Origin of the sequence: Paenibacillus sp. NPDC056579 (assembly GCF_042793215.1) — a bacterium.
Taxonomy (GTDB): domain Bacteria; phylum Bacillota; class Bacilli; order Paenibacillales; family NBRC-103111; genus Paenibacillus_S.
On sequence record NZ_JBHTVD010000015.1, the window covers coordinates 132,607 to 157,902 of the forward strand.

A 25,296-nucleotide genomic window follows, 5' to 3' on the forward strand; every position below is an offset into this window, starting at 1 on the left:
CATTCCCGTATCAAATTTGAAGCCATGCCGATACGCATGCAAGGATAAAAAGCGGCTTGCGAAGCAGACCGATTCGCCTGCTCCAATGGCCTGCTTCCTGCAACGGGACGAGCTGCTTCACCACATGAAGCACATACATCATGGCGAGCCAGGCCGCCAGTCCACCCACCGTGTACAGCACCAGGGAGACCAGCTTGAACTGGCTGCCGAGCTGCAGCGAGCCGATCATCGGCGCGGATGCGATGCCCCACGCCAATCCGATCAGGCCGGCGGCCAGCTTCGTCTTGGCCCTCCAGCGAGTCAGTACGATGCACAATACGACAAGGCCCGGCGCTATGAGCCCGCAGAGGCTCAGCCATAGCGAGCCCATGCCGGAGGACAGCTTGTCCATCCCGACAAGCCCGATCAGGCAGTACAGCGAGGCTTGCGCCACGGAAGCCGACCCTTCTTTGAACGTTCCTGCCGCAAGCGCGAGCGAGAGCAGAGCGAACCAGCTGAACAGGCTTCGCACCGTATGCTGCGCCCCCACCGCCATATACGCTCCGAGCAGCGAGGCTGTGAACGGTTGACCGCCGTCCGGCATGTATCGGATCGCGCCGGTGCCTTTCTCCGCCACCCAATGCCCAATGAGCTGGCGATCTCCCTGGAACAACTGAATATAGTTTTGGTGACCCGAATCTATGTCGTCGAATATCAATTTATACAAAATCGTCAGGCTCCCTATCGGCATGGAGGAGCTATACTTCAGCTCCGCCCTTACGACAGTGTCCTCCGTTTGCTTTTGAATCGCCGTCCCCAGGCTGACCAGCTCCGCATCCATGGCGATTTCGTTGTTGAACAGCTCCAGATGCTTGTACAAATACGCTTCGATAGCAGCCTTGTTCATCTTCAGCTCCTCATCGCTTATCAGCTCATTCCCGTCCGTATCGTACTGCAGCAAGATGGGAAAAGGCAGGAGCAGCTCGTACTCGACCGAATGGTCCTGCTCCTGAATCGTCACATAGGAGTACCCGTTATTATAGTTATGCGCTTGTGCGGCAGCGGCCGGAAAGCAAAGAGCCATAAGGCAGATGAGGCAGCGGAAGATAAAATGGCGGGTCATGGATGAGCAAGACTTCCTTTCTTTGTGCCTAAGAACAGCTGAGTTTGGAACAGATGAATTTGGAACGGCTGAGTTTGGAACCGCTTAGCTTGGAGCTGCCAACAAAAAGCGGCGTGTTACCCTGGCTGCTAAAGCCCTGGATAAACGCCGCTATCGCTTGCGGGAATGCCGATACGCTTCGGCCTGTACAGTCCATGCTGCACTCCCGCGGTTAAGAGCTTATCTATGCATAAGGAGCAGCAGATTCATCTTATCCTAGCAGCTCGCTAATGGAGACGGCAGCTTTGCGCTTCACCGACTCGTATGCGGCCAGAGCTACCGCCGCCGAGTGCATGCCGTCTTCCCCGCTGATCGGAGCCGGCGCGTTCTCCTTGATCGCGCGGACGAAATCCTGCAGCATGTAATGGTCCATCCGGTCGCCCCAATGGCTCCATTGCGATTTGGCCGCTTCGTTGCTGTACACTTCGTTCTTCTGACCGAACGCATCGACGCTGATGACGCCGTTCGTGCCGATGATCTCCATCGTCACGTCGCCCCAGAACGGGAACGACTTGCTGCGCGACCAGCTCGTGTCCAATACGGCGATGGTGCCGTTATCGAACGTCACGTGCACCATGCCCGAATCTTCCACAGGCAGCTCATGGAACAAGGTGCCCATCTCGCAATATACTTGAGCCGGCTCGCTGCCGGTAATCCACCGCATCAAATCCATCACGTGGACGGTATGATCCAGTACCGCGCCTCCGCCGGACAGGGCGGGATTCACGAACCAGCTGCCCGGCATGGAGCCGCGGTTCGTTCCTTTAATGGCGATGATCTCACCGATGTCGCCGCGTTCAACCGCTTCTTTGGCACTCACGACCGCAGGCAAATAGCGGCAGGGGAAAGCCGTCATCAGCTGCACGCCGTTCTCCTTGCAAACCCGGATCATCTCCTGCATTTCCTGGACCGTAACGCCAAGCGGCTTTTCGCATATCACATGCTTCCCTGCACGGGCGGCATCCAGAGTGAGACGGGCGTGATGAACATTTTCCGAGCAAATGACGACGGCTTCGATCTCCTTCTGCTGCAGCAGCTCCTGATGATCCTCATAATAGGCGACACCATACGAATCCAGCAGCGACTGGACACGGGACTTGTCGTTGTCCGCAATCGCGACGATTTCTACGTCCGGCATCCCGGCCAGCTCTTTGAAATAACTGCGCCCGTGAGAATGGGCGAAGCTGATCATGCCGATTTTTAGTGTAACGGAATCAGACATCGGAATTGTCTCCTTTCAAGGCGCGCTCTTGTGCAAAATCGTCCATGCGCACCGGCTTGCCGCTTTGTGCCGAAGCTACGGCGGCGAAGGCGATGCTCATCGCCTGATAAGCGTCCTCGGTGCTTACTATCGGCTCCGTACCGTTGGCAAGGCATTGGGCAAAGTGCTCCAATTCGTAATAATACGGATCGTGGTATGCCGGACTTTTCGGCACGGCAACGCTCGGACCGATATCCGAAGCTTTACGTGACGAGAGCACCTTCAAAGAGACCGCATCGTCGGAGTGATAACGAAGCACTCCTTTCGTACCGGCCATTTCAACCGCAGTTGTAAACGGCCCCGGATAACCCCAATACCCTTCCAGATTCGCAATGGCTCCATTGGCGAATCGAAGCGTTACGAGCGCATAATCCGCTTCCTCCGTCATCCGCTTCAAGGCAAAGACGGATTCGACTTCGCCTACGGCGCTTCGCAAATAGTCTATATCATGAATGAGCAGGTCTAGAATTACGCCCCCGCTCTTCTCTTGGTCGCAATACCAAGACTTCGCCCGGCCCGGATGGCCTCCGACCCGCTTCGTATGGATTACGCCCGGCTCGCCGATGACGCCGGCCTTCAGCTTGGCCGACAAGTCCCGATAGCTCGGGAAAAACCGCACGACATGCGCGATGAACAGCCGCACATCGTGCACCTTGCAGGCGGCGATCATTTCCGCCGCATCCGTAAGCGTAGAAGCAATCGGCTTCTCACAGACGATATGTACCCCTGCCTCGGCGGCTTGCAGCACAAGCTCCTTGTGCAAATACGTAGGCACGCAGACGCTTACGACGTCGGGCTTTTCGGCCTCAAGCAGCTCCGCAAACGAAGTATAGGCTTTTGTCTTGTTCGATCCGGCCACCTTGTCCGCCAAATCCTTGTCGATATCGCACACGCCGACCAATTCGACTCCCGGTACCGAGACCCAATTTTTGGCGTGCGTTCTCCCCATAATACCGCAACCTACTACAGCTGCCTTCATAAGCTTGTGATCTCCTTTCACTTCTCTTCCATGGAAACGCCGGTTGTCCCGGCCTTAATGGGGCGCTTGCCCTCACGTTCCGTAATCACGTTCATGGTCTTGCCGTCGGACGTGATCAGCACATTACCGTGCATTCCGGTTGAATAAGCGGTAATTCCCTTTTTCTTATAACGTTCCATCAAATTCGGACTGACGAACAGGTTCTGGCTCAGAACCGCAATCGACGGGCTGACGGTTGTCAGGAAAATGTCCGAGGACGACGTCGATTCGTTGCCGTGATGAGGCGCGTGCATCATCATGCTCTTCAGCAGCGGCTCCGCCGTCGCGGAGCCAACCAGCTCCACCTCGCGGTGCTTGTAAATGTCGGCCGTGAACAAATACGAAGTGTCCTTGTACGTCAGCTTAAACACCATGGAGAAATCATTGATTTCCGCAGCCGAATACGATTTGATGGCGTCCGGCAGCGCGCCCTTCGGAGGGCTCAGCACTTCAATCGATACCTCGCTGCCCAGCTGGAACTTCGATCCTTCCTCCAGGAAGGTGACGGGAATTTGCTTGGCCTGGACGGCTTCCATCGTTCTGCGGTAGTAGCTCGAGTTCGTATACGGGAAATTTTCCATATAGAACGCCTTGACGTCCTTGCTTCTGACTACCGTAGCGAAACCGCCTATATGGTCGGAATGCGGGTGCGTATTCAGCGCGATATCGATGCTGTCGATGCCGAGCTTGTTCAAATAACCGACCACCTGCTGCCCGGCGTCGTTAACTCCTGCGTCAATCAGCATCGTCTTCCCGTCCGGGGACTGAATAAGAATGCTGTCTCCCATGAGCACGTCGCCATCCAGGTACAAGTACCTTACCGTAAGCATCCCTTTATATTGGGATGCATCGAACACCTCGCCGGTCCGCAGCTTCTCGGCTGGAGCCGCCGACGGAACCGGAGCCGGAGCAGGTGTAGCCTGCTCCTCCGGCTTCCATTGGGTGAAGGCCAACGCCGCGATCCCGAACAGCGCGAACAAGGCCAGAGCAAGCTCCAGCCCGAGGCGCAGACGGGATTTGCCTTTCGGCTTCCCGTCCTTGATCTCCTTGTTGTTCTCCGTCATCATTTGGACTTGCTGTACCTTTCATATGCGGCCTGATACGTTTTCATGTACTGGTCGAGTCCCATTTTTTGCACCGTTGCCACATATTTGTCCCACTCATCGAACGAGGCCGAGCCGTTAACGAACTTCGCCTCCATCTCCGTTACATAGGACGTGATGTCCTTGCCTACCGAAGACATAATTTCATTCTCCGCATCGGTGAAGTTGAAGTTGTTCCAAATCTCCTTCACGGCGTTCGGCTGAGCCTTCTTGCCTGTCGCAATCGCTTCAGGAAGCGTCTCGGAGCCTTTGAACCATTTCTCCGTCACATAACCCGGATAGCTTCCGCCGAGCCAAGTGAAGTATTTGGCGAGTGCTTGGTCCTGGGTCAAGCCTTGAGGATTTTTCGTGATGTCGTCCACGTATTCCATCTTGCCTTCGGCGCCTTCTTTGTACGTTACGTCCTTTTGCCCCATGAAGTAGAACTTCGCGCCTTCCTCGCTGTAGAAGTAGTCCATCCAGCGAAGCGTAGCTTCCGGATTCGGGTTTTTGTTCGTAATCGCAAAAGCTCCGACGTGTACCATAGGCACTTTGACGTGAGAGTAAAGCTGGTCGCCTTGCGGCCCCTTCAGAGCGCCCAGACCGATGTAGTTTTTCTGATTCATCAATGTTGCCGGATTCGGGATAACGGTGGAGCCGAGCACGCCTTTTTGCCCTTTCGCATAGAGCGCGCTGTCCTTGATCGTGAAAATTTCCTTATCCAAAAGTCCTTCCGCATACAGCTTGTTCACATACTGCAGCATTTCCTTATATTTCGGGTCGGTCTTCGTAAATCTCAGCTTGTTCGAAGCCGGATCCATATCGACATACGCATGTCCCAGACCGCGGTTACCAAGACCCCATGCGCCCTTAACCTGATTGATCAGGTTGCCGATGCCTGCGCTGCTGTACGGAATTTCGTCCTTTTGGCCGTTCCCGTTCAAATCCGTATCTTTTACTTTCTTCAAATATTGGTAAAATTCCTCTGTCGTCTTAGGCTCTTCCATTCCCAGCTTGTCGAGCCATTCCTTGTTCACCCACAGCGGCGTACCGATCAGCATCGGCAGGAAGCTCGGATCATAGAAGGAAGGCAGCGAATAAATGTTGCCGTCCGGCATCGTCAAGCCTTTGCGGATATCCGGGTATTTGTCCATCAGCTTCTTGAAGTTAGGCGCATACTTGTCGATCATATCGTTCAGCTTGACGAAGACGCCCTGGCTGCCGTACTTGGACAGCTCCGCCGCGGACAGTCGAGCGGAATAAAACGCATCCGGGTAATCGCCGCCGGCCAGCACCAGATTCTTCTTCTCCGTCAAGTTTTCAAACGGGATCAGCTCGAAGATCACGTTCATGTTGGACATTTTGGCATATTCCTTCCATACCAGCGTGTCCTCGAACTTGTTGCCGTTCGTAGGCGATTTCCCTGTGAAAAATTTCAGATTCAGCGGCGTATTGACAATCGGCATCCCCGTAGGATTGACGCCCTTGCCTGCATCCGCGGCGCCCGGCTTGGCCTGCTCTTTTCCGTCACCGGAGCTGCAAGCGGCCAGCATGCTGCCGGCCATCGTCACGGTAAGCATCGATGCGATCCATTTGTTACGTTTCATCATTTGTAGTTCCTCCTCGAATCCATCCAATATATAGTATAACTTGAGATAAGGCCTCAATCGATTGAATCTTAATACGGAGTTGAAACTTGTCCTTGGTTACCCTTTAATAGCTCCCACCATGATGCCTTTGACGAAATATTTCTGTAAAAACGGATACAGCACTAGCACCGGTAAATTGGCGACGATGACGGCTGCATATTTGATTGCTTCCGCATCCATCACGCTCTTGGCCAGACTCGTGTCGCTGACGTCGACCATCTCCTGCATCTGGCCCTGCACAAGAATTTCCCGCAGGATAAGCTGGAGCGGGTATTTGGCCCGGTCCGTCAAATAAAGCAGCGCATTAAAGTACGCATTCCAATGCCCTACGCTGTAGAACAGCACCATAACAGCGATAATCGGCGCCGACAGCGGCAGGACGATCCGCACCAGGGTCTGCATATTGGAGCATCCGTCTATGCTGGCGGACTCCTGAATTTCCCAAGGAATGCTGCTCTGGAAAAACGTGCGCATGATTAGAATGTTCCACACCGAGAGAGCGGAAGGAATAACTAGCGCCCAGAACGTATTCAGCATACCGAGCTTTTTGATGAGCAAATAGGTCGGAATCATGCCGCCGCTGAAAAACATCGTGAACAAAATCAGCGCCGTGAACACGTTGCGGCCGTAAAAATCTCGGCGTGACAGCGGATAAGCCGCCGCAACGGTCATGACCAGGTTGATTGCCGTTCCGACTAACGTGTACAGAATCGTGTTCATATACCCTGTCAATATTTCTTTATTGTCGAAAATCCGCTCGTACCCGACAAACGTCAGCCCCTTGGGCCACAGCCACACTTCCCCGTTCATTACTCTCTCAGGGCTGCTGAGCGACGCGACGGCTACGAAGATCAGGGGGTACAACACGGTTATCGTCACGATGGCCAGGACGGCGTAGATGACAAGCTCGATCGTTTTATCTGTCCGAGTTTCGAGCAATACAGGCTCCCCCTTTTTACCATAAGCTAGTTTCGTTGACTTTGCGGGCGATCCGGTTCACCGTAAGCAGCAGGATGAAGTTAACGACGGAATTGAACAATCCGACCGCAGCCGAGTAGCTGAATTCCGCACCCAAAATCCCGCTTCGGTATACGTTGGTCGAAATAACGTCCGATGCGCTCATGTTAAGCGAGTTCTGCATCAGGAACACTTTCTCGAAGCCAACGCCGAGAATCGATCCTACATTAAGGATGAGCAGGATAACGACGGTCGGCATGATGCCCGGCAAATTAATGTGCCATATGCGCTGCAGTCTGCTCGCACCATCCATGCGCGCCGCTTCATGCAGCTGCGGATCGATGCCTGCCAGCGCAGCCAGATAAATGATTGAGCTCCATCCCATTTGCTGCCATACGCCCGACAGCACATAGATCGTCTTGAACCAGCCCGGCTCCGTCATGAACGGAATCGATTCTCCACCGAACATCCGGATCACGATATTGACAAGTCCCGTCTCCGGCGACAGAAACATCATGACCATACCGACGGCTACGACGGTCGACAAGAAGTGCGGCGCGTACGTCACCGTTTGGATGAAGCGGCGGTACAAGCTCGAACGCACCTCATTGATCATAAGCGCGAGCAGGATCGGTACGGGAAAGCCGACGATTAGCTGATACAATCCGATGCCCAGCGTATTTTTCATAATCCGCCAAAAATAAAAGCTGGAGAAAAACCGCTCAAAATGCTTGAACCCTACCCATGGACTCCCCCATATGCCTTTTGTTGCGATAAAATCTTTAAATGCGATCTGAACCCCGTACATCGGCACGTACTCGAATATGATGAAGAATGCCAAAACCGGCAGGAACAGCAAGTACAGATCTGCGTTTCTTCTAATGCGTCTGATGACTGTATTCATGGTCACCTTCCTCTCTACGGCAATGTTTCGCAGGTTGTCTGCCCCTGTTTCGGATCATACGACGCCAGAACGCTCTCTGACTATAGACTTTTCTTTTGTTTTCCGGCTTTACCTTCGTTTCTAAAAAAGAGATAAATATCTAAAATTTTGTTCCTTTCCTGTTCCGGACGCATCTTGTAAGATAGTAAGGACAAGCAAGAACGCTAAAGGGGTCGCTCTGATGAACCGTTTTAAAACTAGAAGAACTTCGTTGTTTTTTACTATACTTATCAGTTTTTTGGTCATCATTCTTTTGTTTTTCACATTTAATGTGGTAGCGTTCGCCTTCTTCAAAAGCAAATATCAGGACGAGCTGATCCGATATAACCGGCTCATTTTGCAAAATACGGCAGAACGGTACAACACTCATTTTGCCCGGGTGAAGACATCGCTTTACAAAATTTATAACGATCCCGAGGTTTCCGGGTTCAATCGTCAGCTCTTGACGAAGCAGGATCAGGACGTCAATTATTTGCAGGGTAAAAAAATCATCGAGCTGCTGCGCTCCGAGGTGTATAATCCGCAGCTGTTTCTGGACAATGTAACCCTGTATTACCAATCCAAGGAGTTTACGCTGGACAAGGAAGGAAGCAGCGGCGCGGAGGATCAGTTCAATGCTCTCTATTCGAGCGGCATTTATCCGCTCACGTTCTGGAAGTCGCATCTGGCGAAGAGCGCTAATTTCTCAATGCTTCCGGTTTCGCGCTTTCAGACGACCTGGAATGTACCGGAGAAAAAAGAGCTGCTGCCGATCAGCTTCAAGCTCCCGGACAGCCATTATATGGTAATCGGCTATCTCGACATCGCCAAGTCGCAGCAAGCCTTCTTCGACGATAGTGAGAACGCTCGCAAATTCATGATTGCCGATAAGGACGGCACCATGCTGTATCAGTCCGGAGGGGAATGGCGGGAGGAGCGGGTACCGCAATTTTCGGAAGGGATGAATTACGCGCTGAAGGACGGCATCTATTATTTCAAGGAGCAAGACAGCGAAGGAATGACCTACATTACGGCTGTTCCCAACGCCGCCATGGCCGCTCAGCTCAACCGGATGATGGTTACGCTGCTTCTCATTTTCATCATGTCGCTTAGCATAGGTCTTGCCGCTTCATTTTATTACAGCAAACGGATCAATCGTCCGGTCAAGCAGCTCATTACCTCGATTATTAACGGGCAAAAATCCGATCTGACCAGCTCGATCAGCGAGTTCGATTTCATCAATCAGAAAATATTCGATCTCGTAGCGGAGAAAAACGTCGTCCAATCCGAGCTGTCAAGCAAGCAGTCCATTCTGAAAAGCTACAATTATATTAATAAACTAAAGAGCATCAATACGGATATTAATGAATGGAAGGACTTTATCGCGGCGGAGGAAAGCTTCACGATCGTCCTTTATATGCTGAGGTTTCGCAGCGGGTCGTTCGACGATACGACCTTGAAAAAGGACCGTGCCGCTTATTACTTCCGCGAGCATATTTCGCTTATTTTCTCGGAGCGGTTCCCGGGCTGCCATACGTTCCAAATGGAGAAAAATCAAATACTGACCGTTATCAACGGCCGACATGAGAAAGAACGGATCGAGGAAGTGCTGAAGGAGCTGAAGGTGGTCTTCGACAGGGACAGCCAGTACAGCCTGTTCACCGTGGCGGTCAGCTCATGGTTCGAGCATTCTTCGCAGTTCAACCATGCGTACAGGCAGGTTCTCGAAATCGTCCGTCAGGCGAGACTCGAGGAGGAGACGCAAATCCTGCTCGGCAGCCGCATGCTGCCGGCAACGTTCACGTTAAGCCCTGCGCAGGATCAGGAGCTGAATGCCAGCATTCAAGCCGGCGACGCGGAAGGAGCGAACGAGCTGCTCCGGCGTTTTCTCGATGAAATGTACATGAAGGAAGCGAGCGTAACCCAATTCGCTTTGTTCGCGGAGTCGATCGAGGCCAAAGTATGGAAGTTCATGGACATTTATAAAATTGAGCAGGGCGCGTCGTGGCCCCTTAAGCCTCTGATGCAGCAGCTGAGAGAATGCTGTACGCTCGATGAGTACAAGCAGGCTTACGCCGGCATTATCGAGCTGGCCGTGTCCTTGATTGTCGAGAAAAAAGGGGAAAGCGATCCGATCATCAATTTCGTTATGGACAATCTTCATACGAAGTACGGTGAAGAGCTGTCTCTCGACTATTTGGCCGATAAGCTCAATATGTCGAGCGCTTATTTATCTGTATATATTAAGGAAAAGACGGGAACGAACTTCAGCGATCATTTGAACGATATCCGTATCCGCAAGGCGCAGGAGTTGCTGTCGGGCACGGATACGAGCATCAACGACGTCAGCCTGCAGATCGGCTACCGGAATATTACGTCGTTCAACCGGATGTTCAAGAAGTGGACCGGAATGACGCCGAGCGAGTATCGGCGAAGCGCCATGGTGGCCCAGAAATAAATGGAATGAGCCAGCTGTGCTGCAATTAGCGCATTCAATAGAAATAGACCCTTATGCCGCTGCTTCCGTTTGCCATCGGTCAACTCGACTCGATGGAACGAAAACTATGCGGGAAAGGGTCTTTTTTCGATACCATTACATCGAATTGCCTCCACCAGCTTTCTATTTGTTTCACCTTCTGAGTAGGATCATTAACCGACCAGCGTCAAAGCCTTCTTCAACGCGCCGGATGCGCCAAAGCCGTCGTGATAATCGATCTTCTTCCCTTTCTTCTCGGCAAGCTCCCGTACCGCCCACATCGACGTATGCTTGATCGCGCCTTTCAGCACAATGATCACATCCGCTTTATTAATGATCCGCTGAAAATAATGCTCCACGGATCCGCCGCCGGTCTTGCCGTTATGATGCTCAACGATCAAGCCTTGCTTTTCTCCCAGCTTCTTAAATGTGTCCGTCTGACTGCCTCCGATGATCGCTACCGTCTTCATTATAGATTCCCCCGATCCCAAGATATCGATTGATATCGATTCAATTCAACGCTGCAGCTTATTTACTAATTATTGTATCGCAATATACCTAAATGTCAATGTGTTTAGTCGGATTTATTTTATGGTTTCACTGTGCAGCAATGCAAAAAGCCGCTCTATGTTACATAAAGCGGCTTCTATAACTATAAGAGCGGGAATGCAGGCTCATGAATCCGGGCTACAGCTTCTTGATTCTTCCTTTGAACTGTTCAATAAAGCGGGCGTTGGACTCATCGCCGCCGCTTGCATTGCCGCTCATCCAAATCGGCGGCCGGACTCCGTCCTTGACGAGCAGCTCAATCGTCTCCGAAACGAGCGAATTTAACAAATACGCGTTGGCGAACGTAGACATGGCCGCCACCCGCTGATCCAACCTGTCGATATCGACGACGGCGTCTCCTACCTCGATCTTCGTGTCGAGGACGACATCGACGAGGTCGTGCAAGTTTTGCTTCGACGGATGGCGCGCAACGTGATGCTCGGGTGTGGCGAGCGCATGCCGGACGGATGTGACCCCGATCGTGGTGACGCCGCGTGCTCGGGCCTCCAAAGCCGCATCAATAGTAGCGGAGTTGATGCCATAGGAATTAATAATGATCAATAAGTCCCCCTGCTTCAATCCGTAATCGTCCATGACGATTCGGGCATATCCGGGAGTTCTCTCCACCGCCATCGACCTGAGCGCTCCGCCGCTCAGCAGCGTACCTTCATCCAGCATGGCGCTGATATGCATAAGGCCGCCTGCCCGGAAAAATATTTCCTGCGAGCCCAGGTTCGAATGCCCGCCGGGACCATAAGCATACACGATCTTGTCCAGCTTGATATGATCCGCCATCAAGCGGGCCGCGCGGGCAATCGGCGCTTGCTCCTCCTGATGAAGCAGCTCCAGATGGTGAACAATTTTATGAAGGTATTGGGTCATTACGGGTAAGCTCATACGGACTCCTCCTCACTCGGGTGCGGTCGAATCGTAAACCCGGCTGCCTTGTTTATACGTCTGCACAACAGTCACATTCTGATCCTTCAGCTCGAACAAGACCAGGTCGGCGGGCGCTCCGGCAGCAAGTCCGTGCTGCGAAGGTAATCCCATAAACGCGGAGGGACGGACCGAAGCCATGTCCCATGCATCCTCGAGAGGTGCCAAGCCGCTTTTGACCAGATGGGAGATGCCCCATGGGAGCATCTGCACCGATCCCGCCAAAAGCCCGGGGGTATCGGCCATATGCAGCCGTCCTTCCGGTGTAAGGACCACCCGTCCGCCGATATGATTATCGTACGCTCCGGGGGCCAAACCGCTGAAGGAAACGGCGTCGCTGACGAGCAGCGCCTTGTTGCCTTTGGTGCGCAGCACGACCTTCAGCACCGATCGCGGCAGATGGAAGCCGTCGGAAATGACGCATGCGGTCAGCCCGTCCTGGCTTAATTGCTCCCATATGTAATTGGGATGGCGAGGCAGCATCAAATGAGCCCCATTGCCGAGATGAGTGGACATTGTCGCACCGGCTTGGACAGCAGCATCGATCTGCTCTGCCGAAGCAGCCGTATGCCCGATCGATACGGTGACGCCCTGATCCGTAGCCCGCTCGATAAATTCAGTCGCCCCCGGCCATTCGGGCGACAACGTAATCAGTTGGATGCGGCCTTGCGCCGCCTCCTGCCACCGCTGGAACAAAGGCCAGCTCGGCGCCTTCGTATAGCTTCGGTTATGGGCCCCGCGGGGGCCGTCCTCCGATGAAATAAACGGGCCCTCGAGATGAATGCCTGCGACGCCGGCATCGGACACCGGGTCTTCCGCACAAGCAGCGGCAATGGTTTGCACCGCCTGTTCGATTTCGGCATCGCCATTCGTTATGACCGTAGGATAATAAGAGGTAACGCCCTCCTTCCACAGCTTGCGCGTAGCCTGCTGCACCGCTTCTGGGGCAATCGGAATCGAATTGAAGTCGGTGCCGAAGTAGCCGTTGATTTGCAAATCCACCAGACCGGGAGCGATATAAGGCAGCGAAGACCTCCCTTGCTCCGGTGCTAGCGGTTGAATCTCCCTAATAAGGCCGTCTTCGATATGAATCGTAACGGGCTCACCGGTTGTATAATGTATTCCTTCCACCTTCGTTACATATCCAGACATGGCGATCATCTCCTACTCGAGCTCTCCGCCATAGGAATCGGTGTCCACATACAGCGTGCAGTCCGGATGTCTGCGAAGTACCGTGGATGGACATTCCGTCGAAATGGAGCCGTTCAGCGTCCGTCGAACGGCAGCCGTCTTGGTCTTGCCCGGTACCATGCAATACAAATGCGCGCCGGAGCAAAGCGCCGGGATGGTCAATGTAAGAGCATGGGTGGGCACGTCCTGCAGCGTGGCAAAGCAGCCGTCGTTCACCTGCTGCTGCCGGCAAGGCAGATCCAGCTCCACGCTTTTCACCAGCATCGGATCGTTAAAATCGGCAACCGGCGGATCGTTGAACGCAATATGGCCGTTCTCCCCGATTCCCAAGCATACGATGTCGATCGGCGCTTCTCCAAGCAGTTCTGCATAGCGCAGGCATTCCTCGTCAATATTTCCCGAGCTGTCGATCAAATGCACTTCTCCCGGCTTCACCTCGTCAAACAGCCGTTCACATAGGAACGTGCCGAATCGCTGAGGCGCATCCAGGGAAAGACCGATGTACTCATCCATATGAAACACGGAGACGCGGGACCAATCGATTCCTTCGCTGCTTTTTAACGTTTGCAGAAATTCGTTTTGCGAAGGGGCGGCGGCAAATACCATCCGGATGCGGCTTTTGGTGCTCAAAAGCTCCTTCATTTTGCCGGCGACATGGCTTCCGGCCGCATTCCCCATCTGCTGTCTGTTCTCATAAATTTGGACACGGAGCCGGTCGACGGCTGTTGTTTGTAAAGGTTGAATCGTTTCATTCAGGTTCATGGGTTTCCTCTTCCTTTCCGGTAATTAAAGATATGGCATTGCGAATATCGTTCTCAATCTGCGGACGAAAAGGCGACGGCAAGCCGAAGTAAGGGACGGCATCCCGCGACTCGTACCCGCCTTGCGCCAGCTGTTCAGCGGTCGGCACATAGCCGATCATGCCGTTGGTGTAAGCTAAGGGAAGCATCGTTCCATGGGAGGCTTGCTTGACAAACAAGCCGTAGTCGACCACCATTTCCGCATTGAATGCGACGAAGGAAAGGTCCTTCGCCACATCAAGCCGCGTAATCTCCAGCGGGATGCTCTCCGCTCTGCGGTGCGGCTCGCGAAGCAGCAGGCATGCCCACTCGCTGTGAATATCACTCCGATCGGCCTGTTCTTCAAGCAGCTCGACGGACGGCACCGAATCGAACCCAAGCGGCAGCTCCAACGTCTTGCTTGTTAAATCGCCGGGAGCCAGCTCTTCCATCGGCAGGCTGTTGATGCGCAGCACCTCCTCGGTCATCCAGCTGCCGAAGCGCTCCACCTCCATCCGGTGGCCCCGGTAAAACGCGCCGTCGCTGACGAGGGCAGGCCGGATGTCTCCGCAGCAGCCTTGCAAAAAGGCGCCGACGGCACCATCGCCCAAGGATTGCTCGATCCGTTCCATGGCCACCCCGCAGTACTCGGAGGAGATTTCGTTATCTCCTGTCGTTGTCGGGTGACACGTATAATGAACGAACAGTGCTTTGACGCTGCCGTTTGACGTGCGAAAGCGGATCACGGTCACATCCGGATCGATCTGACCGTGTTCATTCGGGGCCATCTCGATGCGGCCGCCGGATTGTTTCCTGCGGTTCACCCCGATCCGGCATTGCCCGCTCCCGCGTTCCACCGTCACGGGCTCCGAATTGTGCAGCGCCTCCTCAACGCCGGCAAGCAGCCGCTGCTCCAAAGCCTCCAAATAACCGGGATCGGGCTTTCCGAGAGCATCCGTGAAGAGGCTGCTCGTCTGAGGCCCGCAATGGGTATGGGTCGCATGGAGCAGCACGGTTTGGAAGCCGTAACGCTCCCGTAATACCGGGGTCAGCCTGCTCACCAGATCGCTCCCCCACCAGATCAAATCCGCGGAGACGAGGAGAGCGGAAGCTTTCCTTCCCGTCTTATCCTGCTGCTCAAAACAATGAATTCTCGCATATAACCGGTGTGCGATATGCTCGAACGGACCGGCCCGATGCGCAAAGCCTGCAAGCGGCACGGGCGCTGCCGGGGTAATATCCGCTTTGGCGGTGCCAAGCTTAAGCGGCGGTTCTCTCATCGCCGACTCCGCTCCTTTCATTCTATCTTTTGCCGCATCTTAGCCGCATGGATGCTAAGCTTTGGAATACAGCTCGATGATAAGCAGCACGTTGCGAAGGATATGAAACGGATCCTTGACCGGCAGCGCGACGACCTTCTCCATCGGGTTACCCTCCCGGTCGCGTATTTGAATCCATTCTCCGATCCTCCGGTCCGGCTGGGGGAAGGTCCGGAAGACGTAGTCGTGCGTTCTCGAGTAGAGCTCCTTGAACCGACCTTGGCCGGTCAGCTCGTAAGCCAATAATGAGCAGTACAGTGCTTCCGAGTGGGGCCACCACAGCTTGGAATCCCATGTATCCAACACTAAAGCTTCGTATGGATCTCCGGTGCGCTCTCCCTTCGGCTCGCCCCCGTCCGCATCGACGAAGCGGAACAGCCCGCCTTGCTCCGTATCCCATCCGAGCTCGAACGCTTTTTCGATGACCGGCATCGCTTGTTCAACCAGATCCTCCCGCTGGAGACGCTTCGCCGCATGAATGACGAACCACATGCATTCCAGCGTATGGCCCGGATTGATATGCCGGCAAAGAACGGTAGGAGGCGCATCGCCTTGGACAGGCAGCAGCTCCGCAATCCGGTGATCGGGCTGGCGGAACTCCGTCATAATCCGCGCGCCATACGACTGGCATTCGCTCCTCAGCCGACCGGCTGCAGGATGCTGAAAGTGCTCCAGCGTTTCCATGAGCTGCGCGGAAATGTTCAACAAGATCATGGTGACGGAATGGGATTTCAGCCCTTCCGGTATCGGGTAAGGCTCGCTGCGGATAGTGCCGCTGCTTATGCGAGTCCGAATGCGGTCGTACAGCTCGAGCGCTTCGTCTGCAACATCTCCCCGCCCGCTGGCTCGGGCGAACTCGGCAAACCCCAGCACCACGAAGCAATCCGCATAAAAGCTCGTATCGTAGCCGGCGCCCGGAATGCTCTCCTTCTTGTGCCCGTCCTCGGTCAATAGAAAGGCACAATTGCCGTTGTCCAGGAAAACATGATTGCGGAGAAACGTTACCGCTTGCTCCGCTTCATTCATATAAGCTGAGGTGCTGCCAGGCAGTACGCCTTGTTCTATCAGCCTGGCTATCCGGGACCATATCCAGATGTATCGTCCCTGCGACCAGGTGTATTTGTCCGTGCTTATCCGCTCGCTGCCTGAATTCGTAAAGCAGGTGTATAAGCCTCCGTGCCGGCGGTCAACCGCTTTGCTCCAGAAGGGCAGCAAATCCTCTAGCAGGTGGCGTTCGTAAAAGGTCCGCAGCGAGCGGGTATCCCACGCTTCGTTCATCCGGCTCCATCCTTTCCATGTCCTACGCTTTGACTCCATTCCCCTGCGAGTTCGGCTCGTATGAATCGGTGCTTATCGATTGAAGCAGCTCCTCCACCTTGGGGTCAACCGGCGTTTTCCGGTTCAACCAGCCCATGCCGATAAACAAAATCGCCGATACCAGTACGGGGGAGGCAACCAAGGTCGCTGTGCTGACGGTGAGAACATATTTTACGATGACAAAGGTGACGATCCCGGCTGCCCACGATACGATAGCCGCTTTGGAATCGCTTCGCTTGAAGACGGGAATCAAGCCGAGCAGCATAGGTATCGAGATCGGGCCAACCAGGGCGCCGAACCAGACGATGAGCAAGCTCAAAATACCGCCGAACGTGCTGGAGTAAACCGCAATAATCAAGGTGAGTACGACGAAGGTGATCATCGCCCCGCGGGCTACCCGAAGCGCCGCCTTCTCGCTGAGCGTGCGGTATTTCTTCGACATCACCGGCAAAATATCCCGGGTAATGACCGCCGTAATCGCGTTGGCGTCCGACGTGGTCATAGCCATCGTATGGGCAAACATGCTGGCCAGCACCAGTCCGATCAACCCGTGCGGGAGCAGATCCATCGTCATCATCGAATACGATTGTGTCGGATCCTTCAGGTTTTGGTAAAAGAGCGGAGCGGCCCACATCGGGAAGAACAAAATGAGCGGCCAAATGAGGTATAATGCTCCGGAAAGCATGGCGGCCTTGCGCGCATCGGAACCGCTCGGTGACGCGATATACCGCTGCGCCAGATTCCATGTGCCGCCGTTATAGCTGAGAAAATCTATGAGGATATAAGCGAGAACGAAGCCCATCGTATACGGCCCGACCAGAGGCTGGCTGTGCGAAGGCGGAAGCTGATCCCAGATGCCTGTGATCGATCCTATGCCGCCAAGCTTCATAACGACGATGACGAACATCGCCAGGCCTGCGATTAATTGAACGATGAATTGGGCGAAATCCGTCCAAGCGTCGGCCCACAATCCGCCGATCGCCGAGTACAGAAGAGAGATGGCGCCGGATAAGAAAATGCCTACGGTTAAAGGTACTCCTGCGAACACGTTCAGGATGACCGCGATAGCCGCCCATTTCGCGCCGACGTCGAATAGCTTGAGCAGCACGCCGCTCCACGCCATCAGCTGCTGGGTAGGCACATTGTATCTCGTGGCCAAATATTCCATAGGGGATTCGATGTTCATCCGCTGGCGCAGACGGGCCCATCTTGGAGCAATGAGAGGTGCGCCGACGAACACGGCAATGGCTACCGGAACGGCCCACCAAATGTAGAGAGTAAACCCGTAAGTATAAGCTACTCCCGCATAGGCTACGAAGACCGCCGCACTGTATCCGGACATGTGATGAGAGATGCCGGACAGCCACCACGGCATTTTGCCGCCTGCCGCAAAAAAGTCCTGAGTACCGCTGATCTGGCGAAAAGACCAGACCCCGATACCCACCATGAGGAGGAAAAACAGACCTAGCACGATCCAATCCAACATTGTCATAATGGAGATCACCTCTTCATTTTGATGGTATGGACCAATTAATCCTAAACTAGGACAAATTGTTACTACTAAATTAACACGCTTACATTTTGCGTGTCAATGTTATTTCACTTTTATTTTATTTTGAAAAAAAAGCTGTTATTCCTTTTCAAAATCAAGAATAACAGCGAATGCGGCTCCTACGCTTGAGGCGTACGAGCTTTTGATGAACAATATGCTAGTTTTTTCGGTAGGAAGCTTTAAAGCCCTTCTATCTACGGTGGACAACACCGACTGCTTGAAGGTGTCCACCTTATGGAACGGACTGTCAATGACGATATGCCCCGGGTTCAGCAGCAAAATGATTTGCGAGAGGGCCATCCCGACATACTGTCCGGCTTTATCCATAATCTCTTGGAACCGGGAGCCCTCCGTTCCTTCTTCCGCTATATACCGCCCAAGATCGTCTTCGGTTTGCACGTCGGGATACTGCTGCTGCATTTGTCTAACCATCGCCGGAATGCTGACCAAGGCTTCCAGGCAGCCTCTTTGCCCGCAGCTGCAGAGAGGTCCCTCCGGCTCCACGCACAGATGCCCCGCTTCGCCTGCAGTCCAGCTCGCACCGCTGTAGATTTGGCTGTCGATAATATGGGCTCCGCCGACCCCTTCGTCCATGCGCAAATAAAAGGAGTTGGACGAATGCTCCGCCGGAAGCCCTGAGGAAGGAGCGATGGCCGCTGCTTTTACGAGATTGAGCACCTTCGTTGTCACCGGCAGGCTCGAGTCCATTCTCTCCTTCAACCGGACATTCCTCCAGCTCAGATGGGAAGAAAAATGGACGACCCCTTCGATCGGATCGACAAGAGCCGGAACGGCAATCCCTATGCCGAGCACCTCCGGGTGCTGCCGGATCAGCTCGCTGCACAGATGAATCAGCTTGCCGATGTAGGGCTCCGGATCGTCCGTTTCCATCGGAACGCTTCCCTTATCGAGCACCGCCTGGCAATAATCCGTCACGACATATTGAAAGTAGGAATGCTGGATCAGGATCCCGATGCTTTTGTACGCTTCCGCCTGCAAACGCAGCTGAATGCGGGGTCTGCCGACACCGCCTTGTTCATCGGCGCCGATTTCCTTGACGACCCCGTCTTTTATAAACTTATCGACGATTAATGAAATCGTATTTTTACTCAAGCCCAATGCGGCAGCGATTTCTTGTCTGGAGCTGTGCTTCCCGGCCCTAAGCAGCGCCAGCGTCCGTTTTTCATTTTGCTGTCTTAACAGGGCTGTGCCTTTGCTCATGAATTGCCGGCCCCCTTACTAACGTTCACTTTTACGCTTCATCATAGCATATTTACGATTGGCCTTTCCATTCGCTTAAGACTCCTCATTCGACCACTTCCCAATCGATGCTGATCATCTTGTCCGCCCAGCTGCGGATATTGATTTCAATCGCCTGCTCGATCTCCTCATCGGTCAGCTCCCCAAGCTTCGTTTCTTCGATGACGAGCTCATCGGCCTTAACCTGCTGCCCGCCGACGGACAGCTGCACTTTAATGCGCATAATGTACCTCCTTTCCCGCCGGTTCTATTCAAGGGTTGTTCCCTAATTATACCATAGGTTGGATGTAAGTTATTTCTATGCGGGCGGGACCTCCCGGACTAAACAAAAAAGCCGCAGCTCATGCGGCTTGCATTAGGATCGTTTTTGACTGTGGCAACGCGGCTGCCGTTACATACCGGTAGCAGCAGCATATTTGATATTATCCTCTACTGTCTGTCCTGCATGGTCAAGCCTCCAACTAAGCCGAAAATCGGACGTTTGAACGGATAAGCTCCGCACAGCTCCAGAATAGCATAAGAGCGATCACCGGGTGAAGCGCAGACAAGCCTCCGATTCGTGATGAGAAGATAGCAGTCAAAAACATACCGATAATCATTCCAAATAGTCCGATGCATCTCCAAATCGTTTTTGAAGTCAGCCTTGCGCGCCATGCCAATACGGCCATTATCAAAGGAAGGAATGAGAAATATCGGGCAAAGCTTATATGGGTTACCCAGTTGGATGAATCGACGAATAACGCAAGTCCTGCAAAGAAAACTTGAAGACCTACGGAAATGGCAAACAGCCAAGCAAGCACGTTAAAACAGAGATGAGTATAATGATGGCCTTGGGTTTTATTCATACGTTCCTATACCTCCATCTATCGAATTCCCGCTTTCGGGATCAGCATGCAGGATACTATGCGAAATACGTTCCGGTTCCGTCTCCCGGATCACGTAAACTTGCGGCAATCTAGGCAATCGCAGGCGGGTATGGTCGTGAAAAATTCTAAAGACCAACGTTCCCAGCTTCTGTCCGTTATCTTGGTGAATTACGCTCCAAAACCGTCTTTCGCGGTCTTCCCATGGTCCCCAATGCTCCTCCGATTGTGGAAAAGCCCCTGGCAGCACAGGCTGGGAGGTAAAACCTGCTTCAACCATTTCCTTCACTAGCGGTTCAAAAAGCTTGCGGCAAAAGAAGCCATACGCAGAATCCCCGCCTTTTGAGAAAATCTTCTCGATTTCCGGCAGATGCATCTCCCATACTTGACGGCAGCTCCGATCGATATGCTGCTGAATATAAGTTTTCAGCGTCTCCATCGTGGTCCCTTTGAACGCTTCAGTTAAATTCATGTGACACCTCCGAGTTTGTATTTACACCCGATCGTAATCGGCTTTCCATGCTTTAATCGACCTCTTGATCTTGTCGGGAGCAGCATGTTCATTCACGGCCATTGCACACAAAGATAAAAATTCTTCATCCGCTGCAAAACGCAGCGCGATAATTTGGTCCATCGTTAGACTGGGATCGGGCAGCTTGCCTGTTAATACAAAGTGACGCAAGTTTTCTTCTGCGCGAATCGCACGATCTTGAGCTTTGCATGCAAATATCCGCGAAAATATCATAGTCATGACCATCATCAAGGATAGGCTTACAAGTATCAGTGATACAAACAACGATATCCCGTTTCGTGCTGCAAAGAATATATAGACGATTGCTGCCGTTAGCGTGACGAAACCGAGCGGTACGAGAACAAAATGGAATGCCGGTACTAGCCTGATGTAATTGCCGTAGCTTTGCGTCTTCATGTTGACCCACCTCCTTTCTCTTTGACTATTCCCTGAGTGAGCGCACACTCATTTTGCTGCACTAATTTCATCTGTGCTTTCAATCCGTCACTTGACTTTGAGTGAGTGCACACTCATAATATGAGCATAAACAGCTTTTCATCACCTGTCAATAGAGTGAGGGATAATCATGGATTTAAAAAACAAAATCACTGAAGCTGCCGAGCAAGTGCTCTTAATGAACGGGCTGGCCAAGACGACGACCAAAGAAATCGCCCGTGCAGCCGGCTGCTCGGAAGGATCGTTATATAATCATTTCAGGAACAAGGAGGATATCTTTCTCCACGTATTACGAGGACAATTGAAACATTTGATGGGAGCCTTAACCTTGCTGCAGAGCCTTGCCGGTAAAGAGACGGTACGTAAAAATCTCGAACCGGTAGCTCTTACTGCACTGGAGGATTTCAGCAGCTCCATGTCCTTGATCTGCTCTATTTTCTCGGAACCGGATATTCTGCTCCGGCATCGGGAAGGCTTTACTCTGCGAAATGAAGGTCCTCATAGGGCGAATGAGGCGGTCGAAGCCTACCTGCAAAAAGAGAAAGGGCTTGGAAGAATCCGGGAAGACATGGACCCTAGGGCTGCTGCGGATTTATTGCTTGGAAGCTGTTTTCAGCATGCGTTCCAGATCAACTTCTTGGGCAAAGCCGAATCTCATGAAGAACGAATTGAATTTGTGGATCGTATTTTGAACACCCTGTTTCCTCAAGAGCAGTAAGCTTTATTCCCGATCGGGCGCAATCCGCCCTTCAGCAAAAAAGACAGCCGAGCTATAAGCCCGGCTTCACACTCGATTACTATGTATGGTCGGCTCAATCCTTGATAGCTCCTGCTGCGATATCCGATATAAACTGCCTGCTGACGAACAGGAACATAACGACCAAAGGCAGCGTGGCCATCAGCGTCCCCGCCATAACCATGGCGTAGTCCGTTTTGTAAATCCCGTTCAACTGGGATAAGACAATCTGCAGCGTATATTTCTCCGGATTGTTCAAGATGATGAGGGGCCACAAGTATTCGTTCCAGTTGCCCATAAACGTGAAAATACCGAGGAACGCAAGCGCCGGCTTCAGAATCGGAAGCGCGATATGCCAATAGATGCGGAAATGATTACAGCCGTCGATCTTGCCCGCTTGAATCAAATCGTCATGGACGGCGCCCTGCGCATACTGCCGGATCCAGAAGATGCCGAACGCCCGGGCCATATCGGGAATGATCAGCGCTTTGTACGTCCCTACCCACCCCAGCTTTTGCATAATGATGAAGGACGGAATAAGGGATAGCTGGCCCGGAATCATCATCGTTACCAGGAGCAGCACGAACAGCGCGTTTTTCCCGGGGAAATCGAATTTCGCAAAGAAAAAGCCCGCAAGAGAACAGAAAAACAGCACCAGCACCGTTGAGACGACGGACACGTAAACCGTATTGAATAGACCGCTGAAAAAATCGATATTGCTCAATACGTTGCGGATATTGGTCATCAGCTGAGTACCCGGAAGCAAATTCGGCTTGGAGCTGAATATTTCGCTGTTCGTCCTTGTCGACATGACAAGCAGCCAATAGAACGGGAACATGGAAAGTATGACCCCGCAGAGCAAGAACCCATGTAACCCTATTTTTCGAAACCACACATCCTGCCCAATCATGCGCTATCCCCTTTCCGTTACTTTGATCCGCTTCGCTGAACGATGGCCCAGTTCAACACCGAGAACAGCCCGATGATAACAAACAGCCCCCAGGCTACAGCCGAGCCGTATCCGAACAAGTTTTTCGTGAACGCCTGCTGATACAAGTAAAGAACGATCGTCATCCCGCCGCCCCCGGGTCCTCCGCTATCGCCCATAAATACTTGAGACTCGGTAAAAATTTGCATTCCGCCGATGGTTGAAGTGATGACGGTAAACAAAATGACCGGCTTGATCAACGGAATGGTGATGCCGAAAAACGTCTGCATAGGGCTTGCCCCGTCAATCCGTGCAGCCTCGTATAAAACGCTCGGAATGCTCTGCAATCCGGCCAAATAAATGATGGCGTTATACCCTGTCCAACGCCAGACAACCATGGAGGAAATGGCGATCTTGATCCAAAACGGCGAATCTAGCCATTGAACGGGCTCCAATCCCAAGGAAGTAATAATAAAGTTCAAGAAGCCGTAGCGGTTGCCGAACAGCGTACCGAAGACGATAGCAACCGCAACGATTGACGTGACATTGGGCAGGAAGAAGCTGATACGGTAAAAGTCCTTATATTTCACAAGCGCCGAATGAAGCATAAAGGCGATAACCAGCGCCATGAACAGCATAGGAATCGTCGAGAACGCCCAGATTTGCAGCGTATTCCATATCGACTGCCAGAAGTTCGCATCCTCCAGCAAATAACGGAATTGATTCAACCCGACGAACTCCATCTCGCCGATGCCGTCCCATTTGTGGAACGCCAGATAGAGGGAGAACACAATCGGGAATAAGCCAAATACGGCAAATAATATGTAAAAAGGAGAAATAAACAGGTAGATGGCTCGATTCCGGTATATTTCCCGCCACAGCTGCCTTCCCTTCTTCAATTCGTAGCCCGCCCGGGAGCTTACGGGAGCTTCCGCGTTATTCATAACCGGTGCCTCCTCCTTTTATAAGCTGATTCATGAAAAGAAAGGGGACTCTTCTTTAACCTGCGAATCCCCTGACAGCCGTTAACGGTTAGCGCGAGAGCTCCTTCTTGATTTTCGTTATCGCATCGGTCCACGACTTCTCCGGATCTTTCCCCTGCTTCTCAATAAGAGGCAGTTCTTCTTTCAGGAACACCGTGTCGGGAACGGAAAATTTAGGACCGCGATAAGCAACCTTGACATTCTCGGCTGCTTTGGAGAAAATTTCTCCCGTTTTCTGACCGCCGAAGTAATCTTCCGAACGAGCCATTTTGGCATCGCTGTACACGCTCGGCGTAGACGGGAACAAATCCATCGTGACGTACGATTGCAGCTGATTTTGCGGATTCATTAACCATTTGATGACCTCGTAAGCTTCCTTCGGATGCTTCGACGTTTTTAGTATGCTGATGAACGATCCGCCGTTGTTGCCGTCTCCTCCCGGAGCACGGGCGATACGCCATTTGCCGGCCGTATCCGGCGAAGCGTCCTTCAAGATGCTCTTCATCCATACCGCACCAACGAATGACGCTATCGATCCGTTGCTCAGGGCCGCGTTCCATTCCGGCGTCGAACGGTCGAGCTTGGCGCTCAAATCGAATTTTTGCACAGCAGCAGCATAATCCCATGCCTTCTTCACATGCTCCTGATCACCGATAAACTTGTCTGACGTATCGAAATACAGCTTATCGCCTTGGCTTAACGCTTGGCTGAATACCGTTGTAATCGTATCCGTCATGTAAGCGTTCGTAGCCGCCTTCACCTTTTTACCCGCTTCTATGTAGTCTTCCCATGTTTTCAATTTGGCCGCCACTTCAGCCGGCTCCGTCGGCAAGCCCGCTTTCTGGAACAAATCCTGACGGTAGAACAATGCCGTCGGCCCTGTATCCATTGGCAGCGCAATGAGAGACTTCCCGTCCGGCGTCACCGCTTGGCTCCATTTCCATTTCAAATAATCCTTCTCCAGCTCCTTGGCTCCCAGCTCGTAAAGGTTCACGAATTTGTTGGCATTCGGGAAAAACTCCCCAATCCATGTGTTCAAGCCTATAATATCGGGACCGCCGGCTCCGCCAGCCAATGTGGTCGTCAGCTTCGCCTTGAAGTCGCCGCCGATTTTTTCCGTTTTCAGTTCAATGTTAGGAAACTGCTTGCTCGCCTGTGCCAACAGCTCGTCATCAATCGATTTGTTCCAATACCATAAAGTCAGTGTGATTTTACCCTTGGTACCCGGATCCTGTGAATTGGCAGCCGGCTGGCTGCTGCATCCGATTGCCGTAAACAGCAATAATGAAATGATGATGAGGCTAATCCATTTTTTGACGACCATGGGCTATTCCCCCTACATTCATAATGGAAAGACGTTTCTCAACCTGAATTGACGAACAAATGCGAGGATAAAGCGTTTACAAATAG

The 25,296-nt window shown here is 52.8% G+C and carries 24 protein-coding genes; 2 read left to right on the forward strand and 22 right to left on the reverse strand.

The features are described 5' to 3' along the window. Positions 1 to 10: 10 nt before the first annotated feature. From ACFQ88_RS35585 to ACFQ88_RS35615, 7 genes are all read right to left on the reverse strand, one after another. Positions 11 to 1,102 (reverse strand): hypothetical protein, encoded by a 1,092-nt coding sequence (locus tag ACFQ88_RS35585; protein ID WP_379462138.1) that lies wholly within the window; start codon positions 1,100 to 1,102, stop codon positions 11 to 13. A 250-nt stretch (positions 1,103 to 1,352) separates the two neighbouring features. After that, a complete protein-coding gene (locus tag ACFQ88_RS35590; protein WP_379462140.1) occupies positions 1,353 to 2,363 on the reverse strand; it encodes a Gfo/Idh/MocA family protein in 1,011 nt (336 codons plus the stop codon). Further along, complete coding sequence (locus tag ACFQ88_RS35595) at positions 2,356 to 3,381, reverse strand: Gfo/Idh/MocA family protein (RefSeq protein ID WP_379462142.1); 1,026 nt, start codon at positions 3,379 to 3,381, stop codon at positions 2,356 to 2,358. Before ACFQ88_RS35595 ends, ACFQ88_RS35590 begins: the two co-directional genes overlap by 8 nt. Positions 3,382 to 3,398: 17 nt before the next feature. Beyond that, positions 3,399 to 4,484 carry a ComEC/Rec2 family competence protein gene (locus tag ACFQ88_RS35600; RefSeq protein WP_379462144.1) on the reverse strand — a complete coding sequence of 362 codons (1,086 nt, stop codon included), beginning with the start codon at positions 4,482 to 4,484 and terminating at the stop codon, positions 3,399 to 3,401. After that, positions 4,484 to 6,109: a type 2 periplasmic-binding domain-containing protein gene (locus tag ACFQ88_RS35605; protein ID WP_379462226.1), complete on the reverse strand. Its 1,626-nt coding sequence runs from the start codon at positions 6,107 to 6,109 to the stop codon at positions 4,484 to 4,486. Before ACFQ88_RS35605 ends, ACFQ88_RS35600 begins: the two co-directional genes overlap by 1 nt. 99 nt (positions 6,110 to 6,208) lie before the next feature. Continuing rightward, on the reverse strand, positions 6,209 to 7,063 hold the full coding sequence (locus tag ACFQ88_RS35610) for a carbohydrate ABC transporter permease (RefSeq protein WP_379462228.1): 855 nt from the start codon (positions 7,061 to 7,063) through the stop codon (positions 6,209 to 6,211). A gap of 43 nt (positions 7,064 to 7,106) precedes the next feature. Next, positions 7,107 to 8,012 carry an ABC transporter permease gene (locus ACFQ88_RS35615; RefSeq protein ID WP_379462146.1) on the reverse strand — a complete coding sequence of 302 codons (906 nt, stop codon included), beginning with the start codon at positions 8,010 to 8,012 and terminating at the stop codon, positions 7,107 to 7,109. 220 nt (positions 8,013 to 8,232) lie between these two features. Here ACFQ88_RS35615 and ACFQ88_RS35620 point away from each other — a divergent pair, with 220 nt between their 5' ends. Next, positions 8,233 to 10,488: a helix-turn-helix domain-containing protein gene (locus tag ACFQ88_RS35620; protein WP_379462148.1), complete on the forward strand. Its 2,256-nt coding sequence runs from the start codon at positions 8,233 to 8,235 to the stop codon at positions 10,486 to 10,488. Between the two features lie 191 nt (positions 10,489 to 10,679). Here ACFQ88_RS35620 and ACFQ88_RS35625 read toward each other — a convergent pair whose 3' ends face one another. The 12 genes from ACFQ88_RS35625 to ACFQ88_RS35680 form a co-directional block, all read right to left on the reverse strand. After that, positions 10,680 to 10,976: a DUF2325 domain-containing protein gene (locus ACFQ88_RS35625; protein ID WP_239628514.1), complete on the reverse strand. Its 297-nt coding sequence runs from the start codon at positions 10,974 to 10,976 to the stop codon at positions 10,680 to 10,682. A 217-nt stretch (positions 10,977 to 11,193) separates the two neighbouring features. Next, positions 11,194 to 11,952: a sugar isomerase domain-containing protein gene (locus tag ACFQ88_RS35630; RefSeq protein ID WP_379462151.1), complete on the reverse strand. Its 759-nt coding sequence runs from the start codon at positions 11,950 to 11,952 to the stop codon at positions 11,194 to 11,196. Between the two features lie 12 nt (positions 11,953 to 11,964). Then, positions 11,965 to 13,143 carry an N-acetylglucosamine-6-phosphate deacetylase gene (locus tag ACFQ88_RS35635; protein WP_379462153.1) on the reverse strand — a complete coding sequence of 393 codons (1,179 nt, stop codon included), beginning with the start codon at positions 13,141 to 13,143 and terminating at the stop codon, positions 11,965 to 11,967. 12 nt (positions 13,144 to 13,155) lie between these two features. Next, on the reverse strand, positions 13,156 to 13,944 hold the full coding sequence (locus ACFQ88_RS35640) for a glucosamine-6-phosphate deaminase (RefSeq protein WP_379462155.1): 789 nt from the start codon (positions 13,942 to 13,944) through the stop codon (positions 13,156 to 13,158). After that, positions 13,931 to 15,241, reverse strand: coding sequence for a neutral/alkaline non-lysosomal ceramidase N-terminal domain-containing protein (locus ACFQ88_RS35645; RefSeq protein ID WP_379462157.1), 1,311 nt, complete (start codon positions 15,239 to 15,241; stop codon positions 13,931 to 13,933). The genes ACFQ88_RS35640 and ACFQ88_RS35645 overlap by 14 nt, the downstream gene beginning before the upstream one ends. Positions 15,242 to 15,295: 54 nt before the next feature. Then, positions 15,296 to 16,558 (reverse strand): AGE family epimerase/isomerase, encoded by a 1,263-nt coding sequence (locus ACFQ88_RS35650; RefSeq protein ID WP_379462159.1) that lies wholly within the window; start codon positions 16,556 to 16,558, stop codon positions 15,296 to 15,298. A 22-nt stretch (positions 16,559 to 16,580) separates the two neighbouring features. Next, a complete protein-coding gene (locus ACFQ88_RS35655; protein ID WP_379462161.1) occupies positions 16,581 to 18,089 on the reverse strand; it encodes a sodium:solute symporter family protein in 1,509 nt (502 codons plus the stop codon). A 138-nt stretch (positions 18,090 to 18,227) separates the two neighbouring features. After that, positions 18,228 to 19,370: an ROK family transcriptional regulator gene (locus ACFQ88_RS35660; RefSeq protein WP_379462163.1), complete on the reverse strand. Its 1,143-nt coding sequence runs from the start codon at positions 19,368 to 19,370 to the stop codon at positions 18,228 to 18,230. Positions 19,371 to 19,455: 85 nt separating this feature from the next. Beyond that, positions 19,456 to 19,632: a hypothetical protein gene (locus ACFQ88_RS35665; protein WP_239628523.1), complete on the reverse strand. Its 177-nt coding sequence runs from the start codon at positions 19,630 to 19,632 to the stop codon at positions 19,456 to 19,458. 238 nt (positions 19,633 to 19,870) lie between these two features. Then, positions 19,871 to 20,254 (reverse strand): DUF6220 domain-containing protein, encoded by a 384-nt coding sequence (locus ACFQ88_RS35670; protein ID WP_239628524.1) that lies wholly within the window; start codon positions 20,252 to 20,254, stop codon positions 19,871 to 19,873. After that, positions 20,247 to 20,744, reverse strand: a complete 498-nt coding sequence (locus ACFQ88_RS35675; RefSeq protein WP_239628526.1) for a DUF6022 family protein — start codon at positions 20,742 to 20,744, stop codon at positions 20,247 to 20,249. Before ACFQ88_RS35675 ends, ACFQ88_RS35670 begins: the two co-directional genes overlap by 8 nt. 21 nt (positions 20,745 to 20,765) lie before the next feature. Then, positions 20,766 to 21,200, reverse strand: a complete 435-nt coding sequence (locus ACFQ88_RS35680) for a DUF6526 family protein (RefSeq protein ID WP_379462167.1) — start codon at positions 21,198 to 21,200, stop codon at positions 20,766 to 20,768. 169 nt (positions 21,201 to 21,369) lie between these two features. Here ACFQ88_RS35680 and ACFQ88_RS35685 point away from each other — a divergent pair, with 169 nt between their 5' ends. Further along, positions 21,370 to 21,957 (forward strand): TetR/AcrR family transcriptional regulator, encoded by a 588-nt coding sequence (locus tag ACFQ88_RS35685; protein ID WP_379462169.1) that lies wholly within the window; start codon positions 21,370 to 21,372, stop codon positions 21,955 to 21,957. Between the two features lie 94 nt (positions 21,958 to 22,051). Here ACFQ88_RS35685 and ACFQ88_RS35690 read toward each other — a convergent pair whose 3' ends face one another. The 3 genes from ACFQ88_RS35690 to ACFQ88_RS35700 all read right to left on the reverse strand — a co-directional run bounded on the left by ACFQ88_RS35690 (position 22,052) and on the right by ACFQ88_RS35700 (position 25,210). After that, the gene (locus ACFQ88_RS35690; protein ID WP_239628533.1) at positions 22,052 to 22,885 is read right to left on the reverse strand and encodes a carbohydrate ABC transporter permease; all 834 of its coding nucleotides are present in this window, start codon (positions 22,883 to 22,885) and stop codon (positions 22,052 to 22,054) included. A gap of 17 nt (positions 22,886 to 22,902) precedes the next feature. Continuing rightward, positions 22,903 to 23,784, reverse strand: a complete 882-nt coding sequence (locus ACFQ88_RS35695) for a carbohydrate ABC transporter permease (protein WP_379462230.1) — start codon at positions 23,782 to 23,784, stop codon at positions 22,903 to 22,905. Positions 23,785 to 23,935: 151 nt separating this feature from the next. Then, complete coding sequence (locus ACFQ88_RS35700; protein WP_379462171.1) at positions 23,936 to 25,210, reverse strand: ABC transporter substrate-binding protein; 1,275 nt, start codon at positions 25,208 to 25,210, stop codon at positions 23,936 to 23,938. Between the last annotated feature and the right edge of the window lie 86 nt (positions 25,211 to 25,296).

Bases quoted from the DNA above. Each gene is read 5' to 3' on its own strand.
- ACFQ88_RS35585 (WP_379462138.1), bottom strand. From the start codon at position 1,102: ATGACCCGCCATTTTATCTTCCGCTGCCTCATCTGCCTTATGGCTCTT.
- ACFQ88_RS35590 (WP_379462140.1), bottom strand. From the start codon at position 2,363: ATGTCTGATTCCGTTACACTAAAAATCGGCATGATCAGCTTCGCCCAT.
- ACFQ88_RS35595 (WP_379462142.1), bottom strand. From the start codon at position 3,381: ATGAAGGCAGCTGTAGTAGGTTGCGGTATTATGGGGAGAACGCACGCC.
- ACFQ88_RS35600 (WP_379462144.1), bottom strand. From the start codon at position 4,484: ATGACGGAGAACAACAAGGAGATCAAGGACGGGAAGCCGAAAGGCAAA.
- ACFQ88_RS35605 (WP_379462226.1), bottom strand. From the start codon at position 6,109: ATGAAACGTAACAAATGGATCGCATCGATGCTTACCGTGACGATGGCC.
- ACFQ88_RS35615 (WP_379462146.1), bottom strand. From the start codon at position 8,012: ATGAATACAGTCATCAGACGCATTAGAAGAAACGCAGATCTGTACTTG.
- ACFQ88_RS35620 (WP_379462148.1), top strand. From the start codon at position 8,233: ATGAACCGTTTTAAAACTAGAAGAACTTCGTTGTTTTTTACTATACTT.
- ACFQ88_RS35625 (WP_239628514.1), bottom strand. From the start codon at position 10,976: ATGAAGACGGTAGCGATCATCGGAGGCAGTCAGACGGACACATTTAAG.
- ACFQ88_RS35630 (WP_379462151.1), bottom strand. From the start codon at position 11,952: ATGAGCTTACCCGTAATGACCCAATACCTTCATAAAATTGTTCACCAT.
- ACFQ88_RS35635 (WP_379462153.1), bottom strand. From the start codon at position 13,143: ATGTCTGGATATGTAACGAAGGTGGAAGGAATACATTATACAACCGGT.
- ACFQ88_RS35640 (WP_379462155.1), bottom strand. From the start codon at position 13,944: ATGAACCTGAATGAAACGATTCAACCTTTACAAACAACAGCCGTCGAC.
- ACFQ88_RS35645 (WP_379462157.1), bottom strand. From the start codon at position 15,241: ATGAGAGAACCGCCGCTTAAGCTTGGCACCGCCAAAGCGGATATTACC.
- ACFQ88_RS35650 (WP_379462159.1), bottom strand. From the start codon at position 16,558: ATGAACGAAGCGTGGGATACCCGCTCGCTGCGGACCTTTTACGAACGC.
- ACFQ88_RS35655 (WP_379462161.1), bottom strand. From the start codon at position 18,089: ATGACAATGTTGGATTGGATCGTGCTAGGTCTGTTTTTCCTCCTCATG.
- ACFQ88_RS35660 (WP_379462163.1), bottom strand. From the start codon at position 19,370: ATGAGCAAAGGCACAGCCCTGTTAAGACAGCAAAATGAAAAACGGACG.
- ACFQ88_RS35665 (WP_239628523.1), bottom strand. From the start codon at position 19,632: ATGCGCATTAAAGTGCAGCTGTCCGTCGGCGGGCAGCAGGTTAAGGCC.
- ACFQ88_RS35670 (WP_239628524.1), bottom strand. From the start codon at position 20,254: ATGAATAAAACCCAAGGCCATCATTATACTCATCTCTGTTTTAACGTG.
- ACFQ88_RS35675 (WP_239628526.1), bottom strand. From the start codon at position 20,744: ATGAATTTAACTGAAGCGTTCAAAGGGACCACGATGGAGACGCTGAAA.
- ACFQ88_RS35680 (WP_379462167.1), bottom strand. From the start codon at position 21,200: ATGAAGACGCAAAGCTACGGCAATTACATCAGGCTAGTACCGGCATTC.
- ACFQ88_RS35685 (WP_379462169.1), top strand. From the start codon at position 21,370: ATGGATTTAAAAAACAAAATCACTGAAGCTGCCGAGCAAGTGCTCTTA.
- ACFQ88_RS35690 (WP_239628533.1), bottom strand. From the start codon at position 22,885: ATGATTGGGCAGGATGTGTGGTTTCGAAAAATAGGGTTACATGGGTTC.
- ACFQ88_RS35700 (WP_379462171.1), bottom strand. From the start codon at position 25,210: ATGGTCGTCAAAAAATGGATTAGCCTCATCATCATTTCATTATTGCTG.